Origin of the sequence: Pseudaestuariivita atlantica, assembly GCF_001205715.1 — a bacterium.
Lineage (GTDB): Bacteria > Pseudomonadota > Alphaproteobacteria > Rhodobacterales > Rhodobacteraceae > Pseudaestuariivita > Pseudaestuariivita atlantica.
On the sequence record NZ_AQQZ01000028.1, the window covers coordinates 1 to 15,910 of the forward strand.

General features: G+C 57.8%; 19 protein-coding genes. 14 read left to right on the top strand and 5 right to left on the bottom strand.

Annotated features, from left to right (window positions below; all coding sequences use genetic code 11):
* From dndC to ATO11_RS20550, 4 genes are all read right to left on the bottom strand, one after another.
* Positions 1-810: DNA phosphorothioation system sulfurtransferase DndC (gene dndC / locus ATO11_RS21520; RefSeq protein ID WP_110553820.1), on the bottom strand; the 810-nt coding region annotated here is incomplete at its 3' end.
* Positions 807-1,892: a DNA sulfur modification protein DndB gene (dndB, locus tag ATO11_RS20540; RefSeq protein WP_050532785.1), complete on the bottom strand. Its 1,086-nt coding sequence runs from the start codon at positions 1,890-1,892 to the stop codon at positions 807-809. The genes dndC and dndB, both read right to left, overlap by 4 nt.
* A gap of 132 nt (positions 1,893-2,024) precedes the next feature.
* Positions 2,025-2,729 (bottom strand): RES family NAD+ phosphorylase, encoded by a 705-nt coding sequence (locus ATO11_RS20545; RefSeq protein WP_207383004.1) that lies wholly within the window; start codon positions 2,727-2,729, stop codon positions 2,025-2,027.
* Entirely contained in the window at positions 2,726-3,142 is a 417-nt protein-coding gene (locus ATO11_RS20550; RefSeq protein ID WP_165587008.1) for an antitoxin Xre-like helix-turn-helix domain-containing protein, read from the bottom strand. Before ATO11_RS20550 ends, ATO11_RS20545 begins: the two co-directional genes overlap by 4 nt.
* 393 nt (positions 3,143-3,535) lie before the next feature.
* Between ATO11_RS20550 and ATO11_RS21525 the strand changes: the two genes are divergently transcribed.
* Positions 3,536-3,889, top strand: coding sequence for a hypothetical protein (locus ATO11_RS21525; protein ID WP_242601489.1), 354 nt, complete (start codon positions 3,536-3,538; stop codon positions 3,887-3,889).
* 6 nt (positions 3,890-3,895) lie between these two features.
* Here ATO11_RS21525 and ATO11_RS21530 read toward each other — a convergent pair whose 3' ends face one another.
* Positions 3,896-4,192 (bottom strand): hypothetical protein, encoded by a 297-nt coding sequence (locus tag ATO11_RS21530; RefSeq protein ID WP_423212725.1) that lies wholly within the window; start codon positions 4,190-4,192, stop codon positions 3,896-3,898.
* Positions 4,193-4,769: 577 nt separating this feature from the next.
* On the opposite strand from ATO11_RS21530, the gene ATO11_RS20560 reads away from it, so the two are divergent.
* The 13 genes from ATO11_RS20560 (at position 4,770) to ATO11_RS20620 (ending at position 15,864) form a co-directional block, all read left to right on the top strand.
* The gene (locus ATO11_RS20560) at positions 4,770-5,387 is read left to right on the top strand and encodes a lytic transglycosylase domain-containing protein (protein ID WP_050532788.1); all 618 of its coding nucleotides are present in this window, start codon (positions 4,770-4,772) and stop codon (positions 5,385-5,387) included.
* The gene (locus ATO11_RS20565; RefSeq protein ID WP_082176560.1) at positions 5,384-5,674 is read left to right on the top strand and encodes a TrbC/VirB2 family protein; all 291 of its coding nucleotides are present in this window, start codon (positions 5,384-5,386) and stop codon (positions 5,672-5,674) included. Before ATO11_RS20560 ends, ATO11_RS20565 begins: the two co-directional genes overlap by 4 nt.
* A gap of 11 nt (positions 5,675-5,685) precedes the next feature.
* A complete protein-coding gene (locus tag ATO11_RS20570) occupies positions 5,686-5,967 on the top strand; it encodes a VirB3 family type IV secretion system protein (RefSeq protein WP_050532789.1) in 282 nt (93 codons plus the stop codon).
* Complete coding sequence (locus ATO11_RS20575) at positions 5,957-8,320, top strand: VirB4 family type IV secretion/conjugal transfer ATPase (RefSeq protein WP_050532790.1); 2,364 nt, start codon at positions 5,957-5,959, stop codon at positions 8,318-8,320. Before ATO11_RS20570 ends, ATO11_RS20575 begins: the two co-directional genes overlap by 11 nt.
* Positions 8,321-8,552: 232 nt before the next feature.
* Positions 8,553-9,632, top strand: a complete 1,080-nt coding sequence (locus ATO11_RS20580; RefSeq protein ID WP_050532791.1) for a lytic transglycosylase domain-containing protein — start codon at positions 8,553-8,555, stop codon at positions 9,630-9,632.
* Positions 9,633-9,679: 47 nt separating this feature from the next.
* The gene (locus tag ATO11_RS20585) at positions 9,680-10,462 is read left to right on the top strand and encodes a type IV secretion system protein (RefSeq protein ID WP_050532792.1); all 783 of its coding nucleotides are present in this window, start codon (positions 9,680-9,682) and stop codon (positions 10,460-10,462) included.
* A gap of 13 nt (positions 10,463-10,475) precedes the next feature.
* The gene (locus tag ATO11_RS20590; protein ID WP_050532793.1) at positions 10,476-11,132 is read left to right on the top strand and encodes a VirB8 family type IV secretion system protein; all 657 of its coding nucleotides are present in this window, start codon (positions 10,476-10,478) and stop codon (positions 11,130-11,132) included.
* Between the two features lie 2 nt (positions 11,133-11,134).
* On the top strand, positions 11,135-11,833 hold the full coding sequence (locus ATO11_RS20595) for a TrbG/VirB9 family P-type conjugative transfer protein (protein ID WP_050532794.1): 699 nt from the start codon (positions 11,135-11,137) through the stop codon (positions 11,831-11,833).
* Positions 11,830-13,185, top strand: a complete 1,356-nt coding sequence (locus ATO11_RS20600) for a TraB/TrbI/VirB10 family type IV secretion system protein (protein ID WP_050532795.1) — start codon at positions 11,830-11,832, stop codon at positions 13,183-13,185. Before ATO11_RS20595 ends, ATO11_RS20600 begins: the two co-directional genes overlap by 4 nt.
* Positions 13,185-14,168: an ATPase, T2SS/T4P/T4SS family gene (locus ATO11_RS20605; RefSeq protein ID WP_050532796.1), complete on the top strand. Its 984-nt coding sequence runs from the start codon at positions 13,185-13,187 to the stop codon at positions 14,166-14,168. The genes ATO11_RS20600 and ATO11_RS20605 overlap by 1 nt, the downstream gene beginning before the upstream one ends.
* Complete coding sequence (locus ATO11_RS20610) at positions 14,165-14,365, top strand: hypothetical protein (protein WP_050532797.1); 201 nt, start codon at positions 14,165-14,167, stop codon at positions 14,363-14,365. Before ATO11_RS20605 ends, ATO11_RS20610 begins: the two co-directional genes overlap by 4 nt.
* Positions 14,362-14,766, top strand: coding sequence for a hypothetical protein (locus tag ATO11_RS21930; protein ID WP_134643190.1), 405 nt, complete (start codon positions 14,362-14,364; stop codon positions 14,764-14,766). The genes ATO11_RS20610 and ATO11_RS21930 overlap by 4 nt, the downstream gene beginning before the upstream one ends.
* A 3-nt stretch (positions 14,767-14,769) precedes the next feature.
* Positions 14,770-15,864, top strand: a complete 1,095-nt coding sequence (locus ATO11_RS20620) for a TrbL/VirB6 family protein (protein ID WP_050532799.1) — start codon at positions 14,770-14,772, stop codon at positions 15,862-15,864.
* The last annotated feature ends 46 nt before the right edge of the window (positions 15,865-15,910 follow it).

The following is a 15,910-nucleotide window of genomic DNA, read 5'->3' on the forward strand; positions in this document are numbered from 1 at the left end:
TTCCATGGCCTTGTCTTTGGTAACCACTGTGCATACCCAGCATCCGAAGCGCGAATTTCCGCAACTTTCAGTATTTTTGTCGACCACCAAGGGACATTCGCCCGCCTGCGCGTTGCGATACATTTGGAGGAGCTGGCGATTGTCAGCACCCCATGGCGACGGGGTTTGCAAGACATAATCCCAGACATCATCGACCGATAGTGCTTCGATTGGTGTGAAGACATAGGCGCCAAGAAGCGAAGAATGCCGGGAAAACAGACTCCCTTCCAATCTGTGAAGCGCCATGACCTGTGCTCGGGTGGCACTTTCAGCGCTCCTTACACCAAGAACCATAACGACTTCGCCAAACTCAGCGACCCGACTTTTGATAAACGCGTTGGCGGGATCGATCTTCAGCCGCTCTGTACACCACCGGAACCGTCGCGAGGGCGCTGGATATCCTCGACCGATGAGATTGACCCAAAAGCTGTCCTGGACATCTGGAACAACTTTATGAGCCGAGATCGGCATGCCTTGAGCGGTCGCTGCTTCATTAATGCGAGCAAGAGCCGTGTCGATATAATCCACAATAACGGGTGTTTCCACCAACGTGTCAGAACTCAAAACATAAATTGGTTTTTCGCGCTCTGACTTCGGAAGAACTTCTAACGCGCGCCAGATCATTTGCAGCGCGCATGTCGAATCCTTGCCGCCGCTATAGCCAATGACCCAAGGCCGGTCGTCGTGTCGATACGCGACGCGGATTCGCTCCTCGAGCGCGTCAAACGTAAGGGCCATTTCTGAAGAGCCGCCTGATCCAGGTCCAGTCATGCCGCGACCTGTGTCTGCGCATCCATGGCAGCCTTCATCCTTGGTTCCAGCGGTAATCCGACGGCCTCGAAGAGTACCGCCGCGCCAAGCAAGACGCTTCGGCGCTGGCCATTCATACGCGCTTCATTCATTACGCGCCCTTCCCAAAGTTCCGCATTGCGACGTGACCAATCGACCGCGGTGAAGGCCTGCAATTTATCGGCCCAATTTGTTGGGAACGACTCGAACAAGGCTCCCCCAAGTATGCCAAATGCCTGCAGCAAAACGCCATGTGCATGAACAGTATTCTGCCGCAGATCGTGTGCGTTTAAACTGCCGCCATCCAATCTCTGCCAATCCTCGAGGACGCCATAGAGGGCATTCCAGTATTGGATTACGAAACTTACGGTCTCTTCCCCGAACTTGTCGCCAGCTGGCCCCACCATCCATTCGTGCGCTTGCTGCAAACTCGACAGCGTGTAGAGCTTCGTCGTGCGATTGGAAAGCGACTTCTTCTCAAGCTCCAAAAACCGGTTGAAGAATGGCACTTGGCGAAAAACCTCAACCGACAAAACTGCGAGCGGGTCACGTTTGTCATAAAGAATGTTTAGCGAATTCGATGGACGCACCGCGTTCATATTCAGATCGGCGAACATCTGTTGACTTCGTGCTAGGCCACGATCGGCAAAAATGACAACGGAAATGGTTTCATTCTCCAAGGCCGGCCGCGTTTTCAGTGCATCTTCGATGGCTGCACGTCGGTGTTGTCCGTCGTTCAAGACAATCCGCGCATCCATTGCGAAGCTTAACGTGCCTACGTTCTTCAGCGCTCCGTTCTTGCCAGCCGGGGAAAAAGTAAGATCACCGTCCACGGAAGCACACAACGACGACAGAATGTAGTTATCCCAATTTTCGGCAAGGTAACTGGCGATCTGTGGCACTCTCGCCTTTGACAGCACCCGCTGTGCGCGAAGATCCGGTGGCAGGTCATCTCCGTCGAAAATGAACAGCCTTGGGACCATTTTCATGGGCACCATAACGGTGTAATAGGCGGTACGGGACTGCACACCCCGAATTGCCTCGAAAGTAAGTTCATTCGCCATCGCCACCTCCTCGCTTGGAAGTTAGAGGAAGTTAGCTTGGAAGTCCATACGTCATTACAGCGATGTTTGGACCAATTTGCTCTTATTATGGGTGCATCAGCTAATACGCCGGGCCCGCCAAAGACGGGACACCTATACGCGTGTGATTTCGGGAGTGGCCTCTCCTCTCCAAGCAAAGGTCCACGTATCGCCTTGGCGGACGTTCTGGACCAAGTGCGGGCGAAAAGCGACGAGGCAGCGCCCGCCGTCTCGGCGTGTCGACGGATAGATTAGACCATTGCCGCCTGAACCCAGCACGTCCTGCGCAAGCGTTTGGCCGATCGGATAGGATATGTGAGGTTCTGTGCTCATGACCACGTCCCCTGCCCTGTCCGTCAAATCATGCAAGCGCGTCGTGAAACCAGCCAGCAATTCGCGATAGGCCGAGAGATTCTCAAAGACGCCTGTCGCTTCCAACTCGCGCGTCAGATGCCAGGACACTTCAGCTTGCGCAGTCAGGGCCGCGTCCTCTCCATAACTTGCATACCAGGCGCCTCGTTCCGGACCGTTGAACCGGTTGCCTGTCGCCCGCGTGTAGCAGAACGCGGCATTGATGTAGGTCCATCCATACCCGGCCGCGGCGGTCAGCAACTCGGCGGGGTCAAGCCCGCCCGGGACCGGAAGCGTGACCGTCCGGCGCGCTGACGTCAGGCCTTCAATCTCTTCAAGGACCGCCAGATCGTCCTCATCGTCTGCCAAAGGCGCCATCGCCGGCTCGTCGATATAGGCTGTCGAGATCAGACGGATTGTCGCCGGATCGGTGAAGTTTACTTGATTTAGGTCTTGGGCCCGAATCACACGCCGCCCCGGAGGGCATCGATGTGCTGCCTGACCTTCATCATCGCCGGAATGCCGCCATCGCACATGACCTGAACAGGCGTCCTGCCATTGAACCCTGGGCCGGTGTTCGCGGATTTTGGCCAGCCATATGTCAGCGGACCGTTGAACAAGAGCCGGAGTCCTTTGAAGAGACCGATCAGAAGGCTCGCCCGAGTGACTTTGTCCTGATCGAGCGTGCCTTTGTACGTGCCGGCCTTCATTCTGCTCCACGTAGCACTGGGAACATCAAAGAGTGCCGCAGCCTCAGTGTTCGACAATCCCCATGCGTCTGCAGCGCGGACGACAGCCTTGACGATAGCCGTAATCTTGTCAGCCTCGGCAACGGGTTGCACGGTGACATCTTCGGGAGCGAACTGGACGGGTTCTAACATCGATATCTCCATATGATGCGATTTACATAGTCATATGATGCAAAATAGTCAAGGAATCGTTGACTGGTAGTTCGATGGGATCTCAAACTCTGACCTGCGGTATCAGACAACAAGAAGCATCGACACCGAACTGAAAAAAGCACTTTTCCAATGCACTCTTGGTGTGGCAATCGCCATTGTCACCTCAAAGCAAGACTACAAGATCGACGCCGCGCTTGACGCGCATCAACACGCCCCGAACGTCCATATGTATTGGATTCCCGGCAACATGATGCTTAATGCTATCAGCGGAATCGCACCGATATCATAACATCGTCGCTGCTCGGCTGAGACGTGACATGGGGCGGCCGACCTTTTCAAAACGAAGGGGTAAAGGCTGGCAAGGGGGAAGGAATGACGTTTGATCTGGGGAAGACCGCACCGAATGTGGTCACCGAAGGTCGTTTGCGAAGCCTGATGGCAGAAGGGTTCAATGCAGAAGTCATCTGCACATCGTCGGCCACCCGAAAAGCCGCAGTCTGGTATGGGAAATGGGTCATTCGCGGTGTGAGCCAGGACGGCTCATCGGAACGCTTGCTCGTTCTCTCAAGAGCCTCGGCTGACAAAGACGAAGTTCAGATCCGCGAATTCAAAACCGCCAACGGTTTGATCTCATTCCTGTCTGATCTTGGATGCAGTCACGCCAACATCCCTCTCAAAGAAGGCGGACGGTCAACGCATACCCTGCAGCAGGGCGACGCAGAGTAACGCCGCTCAACGGTCCTTAGATACGCTCTCGAGGAAGCGACCGTATTCCTGGCTGACCTCTTGGGCTTCCGCGAAAGCGCGGGCGCGTTCTTCATCGAGGCACAGGAAGTATCGCTGGATATCAGCGATATAAGTTTCGAAATCCTTCTGGATGATATCCGCGAATTCGCGGGCTTGTGCCGGATCGCTTGGAACGAACGGTCGTGGTGGCGCAAGGCAGGTCATCGCATACGACTGCGATCCGCAGAAAACCGCTGATACTATAAAGATGAACAGAAGCGCTTGTGGATTGCCCACAGCCACAGACCTCACTTTCACGTTTGAAAACCGCGTATTAGACCTTCGTCGGAAGCTCGATCAGACTAGTTTCAATATTATATTGCTGTCAATATTATAATCTCATATCGTAAGCATATCCGTCACCAGGGCCCAGCCTGCAAACCAAGAGGTACGTCCGCAGACATGGGGTCTCAGTCAAGCGAAGGTGCTCCGAATGTGGTTACAGAGACTCTGTTCAAGACCCTCATTGAGAGTGCATGCAGCGCAGAAGTCGTCTGCATCCAAACTGCCGAGAAAAAGTCGTCGGTCTGGTATGGCGCGTGGATCATTCGTGTCGTTGATCCGGCGCGAACCTTCGAAAAACGCCTTGTCCCTGCGAGACATCACACGGCCCATGGTCCTGAGATCGTTCCGCGGACCTTCAAGACCGCCAACGGCCTCATCTCGTTTCTTGGAAGTCTTGGCTTCACGCATATTACGATCCCGCTTTACGAAGGCGGGCGCGCATCGCACAGGCTTCCATCTGAGAATGCGTCTGACCCGTCGCATCGTTAGTGTCTTCGCAATCTGCTTGGCACCTGCAGCCGTGCAAGGCGAAGGGATGGTTCTCGTCATGCAAGGCGACGGCTCGCTTCGGGCCTCCACGTCGCAAAGCAGCTTTGCGCGAAACTACAACGACGGGATCGGCCAAGGATCGGCAAGCAAAGAGCTGGCGATCCTCGGGAATGAAGAGAATGCACCCGCCGATGGGTTCAGAACCGGCGGTGTCAGCCGAAGAGCTCTTGCCCCAACCCCAGAAATCCTCACAGCGATTGACGACACTGCGCTCCGATATGCCGCCCACCCCGGTCTCAGGCGCGCCGGGATCACTGTCACGGAATGGCGGCTAGTCTTCCGGTCCAATATCGAGATCGAAAGCGCCTACAACCCGGCCGCCCGCAGCCGGGCTGGAGCCATTGGTCTCGGTCAACTGATGCCGGACACGGCCCGCGCGCTTGGCGTCGATCCCCATGACTGGCGCGAGAACCTCGACGGCTCGGCCCGGTATCTGGCCCAGATGATGGCGGAGTTCGGCGATGTCCGTCTTGCCCTCGCCGCCTACAATGCCGGTCCCGAAGCCGTGGCCCGCCACGAGGGCATCCCACCCTACCGAGAAACGCAAAACCACGTCAGCCGCGTGCTGGCCGTGTTCAACCGGCTTGAAGGAGAGACCTCGTGAAACCAAACCTGACCGCCACCCTGGCTCTGACCATGCTGCTGTTTGCCATGGCCTCCCCAGCCCTGGCACAGAGTATCGACCTGTCACCCATCCAGACCCTCCTTCAGGGCATCGTCGACGCCATCACCGGACCACTTGGCATCGTGATTGGCACCCTCGCCCTGATCGGTGTCTTCCTCTCCTGGCTCTTCGGCATCCTAGATTTCCGGCAGGCGCTGTGGGTCCTCGTTGCCATCGCGGGCATCGCCGCTGCGCCGACCATCGTCGCTGCAATCTGGACCACCTGAGGATCACCAATATGGCAGCGGAACAGTCTCCCCTCTTTATCGGCCTTGTGCGCCCTCCCAAATTGATCGGCTTGCCGATTATGTACGCCATGGTCTGGCTGTTCGGGTCTGTTTTGCTATTCTTGTGGATCCAGCATTGGGCCGTCGCCATTGCTGCGGCGGCGGCCTATCCGGCCCTTTGGAAGGCGGCGGATTGGGACCCCAATTTCCTCGATGTGGTGGCCACCACTCTGCAGGAAACCCCACCGACCGCGAACCGCCGAATACACGGAGGCGACAGCTATGCCCCGTGACGACGCCCAAGTGCAGGACACTCTGCTTCCGACATGGACCAGCAGGGAAAGGCAACTGGCCCATATGCTGCCCTATGTGAGCCTGGTCGATGGTCAGACCGTTCGCACGCGCGGCAATGAGCTCTTCCAGTGCCTCCGACTGAAAGGCGTCAACAGCAACACAACCGATGATACGTACCTCGACAAAACACGGGCGCTCTTTGCGCAGATCATCGCCCAGATCGGTCCGGATTTCGGGTTCTACATGCACAAAGTCTCGAAGGGGATTGAACATCACCTTAGGCCAATTGAGGGTGATGATTTTGCTGCGGCCGTAGATGTTGCGTGGCGGAGATCGCTGGAGCAACGTGGCCTCCGGGACAAAACGCTAACGTTGACGGTTGTGCACCGCCCTGCCCTCGTGTCACGTCTGCCGTTCTCGGCACGCAAATCCGTCTCGCTCCTTGCGACCCAGACGGAGAAACGCTTGCGTCGCCTAAACGAGGTTATCGGCTTCCTTAAATCGACCTTCGCGGACATGTCCCCGCGCCTCCTCAAGGCCAGTACGGGTGAGCTGCTGGGCTTTCTTGGCGGCATGAACACCGGCCAGGAACTACCGCTCTTCCTGTCCTCCAAGTACGGTTTCGTGGCGCATGATGTTGCCAACTGCCGCGTCACTTTCAATGGATCAACCTTTGTCGTCTCCGATGGCGCGGTCGGGACGCGCTACGGGACTACATTCGCCATCAAGACCTATCCTTCGAAGACCGCCTGCACGATGTTCGATGACCTGAACCTGCCGGTGGACATGGTCGTCACCCATTCGTTCACACCCATCAATTCGAACATCATGGCCACTAGGATCAAGCGTCAGCGGCGGCTGATGCGCGCCGCGGATGACGGCGCACTCTCATTGGAAGCCGAACTCGCCGACGCGCTCGACGATCTGGAATCGAAACGCCTCAGCTTTGGCGACCACCACATGACCGTGACGGTCTTCGGTGACACGCCGGAAGAACTCAGTGCTATTGCCGGGGAAGTGCGCAACATCGGGGCGTCCGAAGGTGTCAATCTGATCACTGAAGCCTTCGCGGCAAAGACCCATTTCTTCGCACAACACCCCGGAAATACCGCTGCGCGGAGCCGCAAGGCGACGATCACAAACCGGAATTTTGCCGACCTTGCTGCCTTTCATCGCACCCAACTCGGGAAGACCAATGATCAAGTGCCCTGGGGCCAGACAATCACGATGTTCCCGACACCGGAGCAATCTGCCTATCGCTTTAGCTACCATGAACAAGGCGCGGCGACGGCAGAACCAACCGGCGGACACACTCTTATCCTCGGTCGCCCCGGATCAGGCAAATCCGTTCTATCTGCCTTCCTGCTTACGCAGGCGCGCCGCATCGGGGCGCGTGTCTTCGTCTTCGATTATCGCCAGGGAATGGAGATGGCTGTTCGGGCAAACGGTGGCCGCTTTTCCGCTGTAAAGGCTGGCGAGCCGACCGGCCTCAATCCGCTCCGCACCGAGATCGATGAGCGTGGTCAGGCCTGGTTGTCCGATTGGCTGGCGGCCCTGATCCATCGCTCCGACAAGCCGCTTACACCCGCCCAAGCCAACCGCATTCAGGAGGTGGTCCGCCAAAACGCAACTGCGGCCCATGACGAGCTTCGAAACTGGTCTGATCTCGCATCGCTCTTTGGATCGACGGATGACAATGGCGACCTGCACGAGCGGTTCCAGGAATGGGCAGAGACCGGGCGATACGGCTGGATCTTCGGACAGACCCAGAAGGATACGTTTTCTCTCGAGGGCGAGATCGTCGGCTTCGATCTCACCGGCATCCTCGACAGCGAGAGCGAGAAGGAGCGTATGGCCGTTCTGTCCTACCTTTTTCGACGGGTCGAACGGAAAATCGAGGATCGGAAACCCACAATCATCGTCATCGACGAGGCGTGGAAGGCGCTGGACAATCCCTATTTCGCCGAGCGGTTGTCCAACTGGCTGGTCACCGCGCGAAAACAGAACGCGGTTGTCGTCATGATGACCCAATACGCCAGCCAGCTGGAACAGACGCGGACCGGCAAAACCATCATCGAAGCCGTTCCGACACAGATCCTGCTGCCCAATATTCGGGCCAATGCGTCCGACTACGCGATGCTCAATCTCAACGACAAGGAGCTCGATGTTCTGCTGAACACCGGGAGCAACTCACGTCTTGGATTGGTGCGGGATGATCAGGGATCGGTCGTCGTCGACACCGATCTCAGTGCCCTGGGTCCCCTGCTCACCATCCTCGGCGGGATGGAAAAGGGCGAACAGCTTGTCGGCTCGGACTACCGAACCCGTCCCGACTTCTGGAGGCTGCCATGAGACCTTTCGTTCTCATCTTAATTTTTCTCTCAACCGTTGCGGGCTGTGAGCAGTACAGACCGTCCGAGGCCAACTGCTTCAGTTTCGTGGCGCGAGGGCCTGCTGACAAGAACTGCGACTTTGAGCCGTTGGACGGTGCCAATCTCAGCTCGGGGCGGCTCGAGTGATCTCCAGATGCGCGGCATATCTCTGCTGTGTCTGCATCGGCGCAGGAACGGCGCAAGCGCAAGGTGTGCCAACCGTGGATGCGGGCTTGGCGGCGCGCAACCAGGCAGCAAATGCGCATCGCGAAGGTGATCTGGCCGTTCAACGCGAAAAGCTCACCGTCAAGGAGCAGATCGCCGAGATCGAACGCGAGCAATTGAAGGTGCTGCAACAGATCCTCGATGCGCAAACGAGCTTTGGCGGTCAGGGTATTCCGGGCACCATCGAAGCCCTCGAAGCCGGCGGAACTCCAGAGCAATCTGCAGATCTTCTCTACGGCGCGGATGATCCCAATCCAGGCGCAGATCAGATGTTTGGCGACGCCGCGCTCAATATCGAGCAGCTCATCATTCGCGTCGCACAGGAGACCCATGGTCTTGGGGGCGTCGCCCGCGCAGGGCTAAGTGTCCGCCAGTGGCGCGCCCTGCTGCAGGCTTTGATCTGGCAGGAAAGCCGGTTCACCATTGGCGCCCGTTCACCGGTCGGCGCATTCGGTCTGACACAGATCATGCCGGGCACGGCGGGCGATCTCGGCATCTATCCGGATTATTACGACAACCCCTACCTGCAGGTGCATGGCGGCGCGCGGTATCTCGCGGCACAACTGGCGCGCTTCGACGGCAACATCATCTATGCGCTGGCCGCCTACAATGCGGGTCCGGGGCGCGTCATCGAATACAGCGGCGTGCCGCCGTTCACTGAAACCCAGCACTACGTCACCGTCATCCCGCAAAAGTACAACGCCTATCTCGCCCGCATGGGCGGCGCCGAAGCGCTTGGCACCATCGACCCGGCCTTGCTCGCCAACTCGAACCTGTCTCTGACAAGCGCAGGGGCCGCGACCTACGGCAATTATTCGATGGCCTCCATTCAGGCCGCCGCCATACGGATTGCCAGTATCGTCGAGCGGATCGGTGAAACCGCGGACCTGCAGGAGTCGATGGCATTGAACGCCTACGCACGCGCTGAACTTGTTCGGCTCATCGCCGCGCGCACACGCCTGCAAGCGACCCGAACACGACCCTTGAGTGCCGCAGAGATCGCCATGGCCTCTGCGCAGCTTGAGGAACAGCAGTTCATGGATTTCACATTGGAGGACTTGGAATGACACATCGCAGTTTCAGTTGGGCGCGGCGCCGTCTTTGCCTGACCGCAATGGGTCTGGTGATGGCAACGGCCCCTGCACCTTTCCTGTCTATTCCGGCGGTCGCCCAAGGTGTGCCGACGGTCGACACGCAAAACATCGCGCAAGAGATCCAGCAACTCCGGCAGATGATCGAAGATGAGGTCCTGCAGAACGAACAACTCGTCCAGCTGCGCGAGCAATTCGCCACGCTTCAAGAGCAACTCGCCCAGCTTCAAGACACCTATGCTGCGCTGACGGGGCTCATAGAGCTTCCCACTGTCATCCGCACCGAAATGGAGGACGAACTGAATGGGCTTCTTGATCAGGAGTTCGGCGACATCCTGGCAACCATTGATGCTATTCGCGAAGGCGACTTTTCCCGGCTCGCGGGCAACAGCGCAGGACGGATCGAAACGCAAATGACGCGCGTTCTGGCCGAGGCCGGGTTCGATGAAGACACGCTGCGCGCGATGGCGACGGGCGGCAATGAAGGGGCAAGTCGAACTGCGACGCGGGCCACCACCGGAGCCGTTATGTCCGCCGCGGCCCAAACCTCCTACGAAGAGGCGGGCCAGTCTCTGCAACGGGTGGACCGCCTTGTTGGCATGATCGGCGACATGGAAGAGCTGAAAGACAGTGTTGATCTCAACACACGTGTCACGGCGGAACTGGCGATCGCGCTGGTCGCGATGTGGCAACTCGAAGCCGTGCAAACGGTCGGAACCGGCCAAACCGGCGTCATCGACGCGGCCACCATCGCCGAAGAGCAACGGTACATGGATTTTACCTTGCCCGAGCTTGAGGCCAGATAGGAGAGGCTGGCCAGTGACTCGCGAAGCCGAAATCGTCGAAGAAGAACTGATCTACGGGGCTCGCCGCCGGGAACAGTTGTGGCAGCGACTTGCCTTCGCAGGGCTATCCTTCGGCGTTCTGGGCTGCCTGTCGGCCGCACTAGTCTCAATCCTTGATGTCGATCCGGCACCCGTTGTCGTTCCCTACGACCCCGAGACGGGACTGGCGCTTCCCAATGCATCGGTAGGCGCAGTCTCTGTTACGGAAAACCAGGCCATCATCGAAAGTGCCGTATTTCGCTACGTGACCGACCGCGAAACCTACAATCAGCTCGACAACGATGTCCGCGTGCGCAGCATTCTCGAGCGCTCCGATGGGGCGGCAGAAGCGTCCATGCGCAACATCTGGAACAGCGCAAACACCGATGCTTATCCACCCAGTGTTTACGGAGCCAATGCCCGCCTAGATGTCGAAATTCTCAGCATCAACCGGATCGGAAGCAATCGCGCGACAGTCCGCCTGCGCAAGCGCCTGACTTCGCCTCAAGGTATCCAGGCCGGCCTTTTCACGGCCACCTTGCTTTTCGGGTTCCGTCCCGAGGAACGCCGGTCCATCGACGATGTCTGGACCAACCCTTTCGGCTTCACCGTCACGGAATACGCCATACGTTCCGACAGGCTGGAGAATTGAACATGCGCTTGATCCTACCGGCTCTTCTGTCTGTCTCGGTATCGGTCACGGCCGGCGCCGCCTTTGCCGAGGCCATTCCGAGATCAGGGCCGAATGACAACCGCGTCCGTGTGGCCACATACCAGGACGGGCAGGTCTATCGCCTCAAGGTCAGCCTGACCCATGTGACGACCGTTGAGTTTGGCCAAGGCGAGACCATCCGCTCCATCATCGCCGGCGACACCGAAGGCTTTCAACTCGACGGAGTGCCTGGCGGACGGGCCTTTGCGGTGAAACCCAACGCCCGAGGAGTTCACACCAACATCACTGTCTATACCAACCGGCGCAGCTACTACTTCAATGTAACGGAAAGCGCGTCACCCACATTCTACGTGGTCCAGTTTCGATATCCCGAAGACAATCGGAGGCCCGCAAACGCCGTCGCGCAGCGCGCTCCGAATTACAACTACGCCGCCAGCGATCGCACAAACTTCACACCGTCTTCGGTGTGGGATGACGGCACGTTCACCTTCTTCCGATTTCCCCGCAATGCGCCCGTTCCCGCGATCTTCCAGCACAACAATGGCCGCGAGCGAACCGTCAACAGCACCCAAGTCGAAGACGGCGTGCTGCGGGTCTCGGGTGTTGGTCGCGAATGGGTCCTGAGGCTGGGGGACGAGATCGTCTGCATTCAATCGACCAATGCGGGGGCATCGTCATGAGTGATATCGACGATCTCAGCAAACGCCTCGCCGCCCTCGAGGGCGCGCAACCGTCCAAACCGAGATCGAGGCCCTCTCTTCTGGTAGCACTTCTTGGAACGAGCGCGATCGCGGTTCTGGGCCTGCTTGTTTACTCAGCTCTGCAGGACACACCAGACAACCCGCTCCCGACCGCGCAACCAGAAGAGTTTCAGATGACTGGGGACGGGTTCGGGGAAATCGAGCCCTTCGTGCCCCCTGCCCCGCCGGAGCCCGAGGTTGTGGTTGTCGAGCCGGACCCGAATGCGGAATTGCTCGAGCAACTTGCAGCCCTGCGTGCCGAGATCGAAGCGCTGCAGAACGCTCCGGAACCGGTTGTTGAAAAAGACACCGCAGCCGCGGATGCCATCAACGCACTGACGGCACAGATTGCCGCGCTGGAGGAAGCCTCACAACGCGCGCAGGACCAGTTCGCCGAAGAACTGGCCGCACGAGATCGGGAGCTTCAACAACTGCGCATGGATCTCGACCTTGCAAAACTGCAGGCCCCCGCGCCTGCTCCTGGACCATCAGAGGCCGATCTCCTGGAGGCGGAACGCCTGCGGTTGCAACGCGAGGAAGAAGCAAGACGTTTGGCTGAGCTGCAGCGTCGGCGGGACGAGGAAGCGGCGTTTCAGGAAGCGCGGATCAAGTCACCGACCATCGCATTTGGCGGCAACAGCACGGGCGAAGGCGAACTGGCGGAACGGACCTTCGAAGACGTGACCGACTTCGTCCTGAACGGCGCCCTACCCTCAACTGTCACGCAAGCCGAGGTTATCGCGAATCCTGGCAATACGATTGTGCAGGGCACGATGATCCAGGCTGCGATGGAGACGGCAATCTCGAGCGAACTCCCCGGGCAAGTCCGCGCTGTCATCACCGAAGACGTGCACTCATACGACGGGTCCCGCACTTTGATTGCGCGGGGATCGAAGCTGATCGGCCGATATCGGTCAGGTGCCGACATTGCACAAAGCCGCATCACGATCGCTTGGGATCGCATCATTCTACCCACCAGCCAAACGGTCACCATCAGCTCGTTTGGAGGCGACGAGCTTGGACGCGCCGGTACTACGGGGTTTGTCGACACGCGTTTCAAGGAACGTTTCGGCTCGGCGGCCCTCATTTCACTGATCACAGCCTTGCCCGGCGCCGCCGCGGCTCAGGTCGAGGACGAAACATCTGCTGAGATCCTTGAAGATGTGGGCGACGATTTTGCGGACAGCGCCGACAGTGTCATCGACGATTACCTGTCCATCGGTCCTGTGATCTACGTCGAACAGGGCGCGCGGATCACCGTGATGGTGGACCGTGATCTGGAGATCTTCTGATGTCGGGCGCCTACCTCCAGGCCTCTCTCGACAAGCTCACCGATGCTTCTCGTGAGGACGTCATCGAGATTTGCATCAACCCCGACGAGTCTGTCTGGGGCGAATTCCAGGGCGATAGGTTCATGTCGCCATTAAAATGCAGCCTGACGCGGACCGAGATCAAGGACCTCGGCACGCAGATCGCATCGGCCTCAAACTCGACGATCAGCAAAGACAAGCCAATCGTATCCGTGAGCATCAAATACCGTGATCGCCCGGTCCGCGCACAAGTCATCATGCCACCGGCAGTCAGCGACGGGATGTCCATCTCGCTGCGGTTTTTCACCTCCCTGCCTCTCGACGACGTGGAGCTGAAATTCCTTTTTGGGGCCGAGCGCAGCCTCGAGACAGACAGGCTGAACAGAAACCAGGAACTCCGAAATGTCGTCAAAGGTGGCGATATCTACGCCGCGATCCGCTTCTGCGTCACACACAAGCTGAACATGATCGTCTCGGGCGGCACATCGACCGGCAAGACGGTGGCAGCGCGCAAAATCCTGTCCTTCGTCCCGCCGGAAGAACGCATCATCACCATCGAGGAAGCCGCGGAGCTAATCCCCGCCCAACCAAATATCGTGACTCTCCTGGCCAGTAGGGAAGAGAGAACACGCAGCGCTGACACCCTCCTGACATCGACTTTGCGCATGCGCCCAGATCGCATTGTTCTGGGCGAGGTCAGAGGATCTGAGGCGATGACGTTCCTGGAAGCGATTAATACCGGCCACGGTGGGTCCATGACCACTTTGCACGCCGAAACGCCCCAGTTGGCAATTCAACGCCTAGCGATCGCCGCTCTCAAGACAGAAGTGCCGATGACCCACACCGACATGGTACAATACATCGAAAGCTCAATTGACGTGATCATTCATGCCGCGCGCCATGCAGGCGACCGCGGGATCACGGAATTCTATTTGCCCGGACAGACGGGAGGAACCGCAACATGAAGACCTTTGAACACGAAGTCCTGACGTTTGATGCGAATGACAAGAAGAGCTTTGCTGGTATGCAAGAAACGCTACGTGAATGGGGCGCCGCGGGCTACGAAGTCGTCTCCGTAGTTGGAACTTCAGTGAATAGTTCCAACTTCACAGTCTTCCTCAAACGTGAGCGGCCGTCCATTGAACTTGAGGCCGCCCAATGACGGCTCGTTTCGCAACCATTTGCGTCATCCCGTGCATCATTGCCGGAACCGCCGTCGCTCAACTTGTTCCAGAAGCCGTCGAAACTGGCGAAGTTTGCCCAAACCGTCCAAGCGAGCCAGCAATCATCGCTGACATGGATGTTCGAGAGTCACATAAGAGGATTCTAGTACAGCGAATGTACCGGGCTGCAGCTTTCCAAGATATTGCCGACACGGGTCTTTGCACCTGTGAAGCCCGCTTTCCGAGTTGGGACGTCGCAGTCGACTATTATCTGGAAAACTACTCTCGCATCGACAACCAGTACGAAGTCCAACAGATCACCAAGACCTATCGCACATCGATTGCCGCAAATCGCGCAATGGTACGCGAACTCTGCGAAGCCCAAGGCAACTGGGATTGATCCATGAGTATCGTCACCTTCTTTGTTGAGACGGCAGATGGATATCTGGAAGACGCGGCAGAGACGCAGTTTGGCGCGGTTGCGTCAACGGTAGGCAGCATCCTTCTGGTCTCGATCACGCTCTTGGTGATCTTGGTAATCATCAACATGGCTTTTCAGGTACGTTCGATGGACGGTCGGACAGCCTTCTGGTTGGCCGTTAAACTCATACTTGTTGGTGTTTTCGCGACCAATTGGATCCAGTTCAACGCATTCTCGACGGCGGTGCTTACTGGCATCGACAGCATCGCCGGAGCGCTAGTCGCTTCCGTCGGAGGCGGTACACCAGGCCCATCAGGCACGTTTGCAGAAGCGTTCGACGGGATAATCGCGGAATTTTCCGAGTATCTGAACACCATTGGCGATGGAATGCACTGGATGGCTGGAGCGGTTATGGGTGTTGTAGGGACCGTGCTGTTGTCGCTTCTCGGAGGGCTTGCAGCATTCTTCTTGATCGCAGCGCGCCTGATGATTGCACTCCTCGTTGGTATCGCCCCAATCATGATCTTTCTGACGCTTTTCGATGTAACTAAAGACTACTTCGCGCGTTGGTTATCGGCGTTGATTTCGTTTGGGATCTATCCAGTCGTCATTGCGGGGGTGTTCGCGACGATTATAGGTGTTTCGAACGCGTTGATTGCCGAACTTGGCGATCCGGACAGCGCATCAACTATTGGAGCGGTCGTCCCTTTCTTCATGATGATCTTCATGGCAAAGGGCTTCATAATCGCAACGCCATTCCTTGTTAGAGCAATTTCTGGAAACATTGTAGTGCCCGCCCTTTCAGGCGGATTGGCAGGCGCTTACGTCTTCGGCAGAGCAGCCTCAGGAAGTCAACAAGCCTACAATCGCTACAACGTCGGCACGGCCTCTGCGATCGAGTACGCCGCCTTACGCGGAAGGCACCTCATTGGACTTCAGAGCATGCCGAGCCGAGGAGGACCTTCTGTTCCCGCAAACAATTCAGCCCCATCCAATCCTGTTCCAGCTACGACTGGAACGGCGGCTCGAATGGAAGCTCAGAAAGCCCGCGCGCAGCGGCTGGCGGATGCAAAGTGAACCGCCCCGGGTTTACCGGAGAGTTTCTGGTTCAATAGTTAGGCTG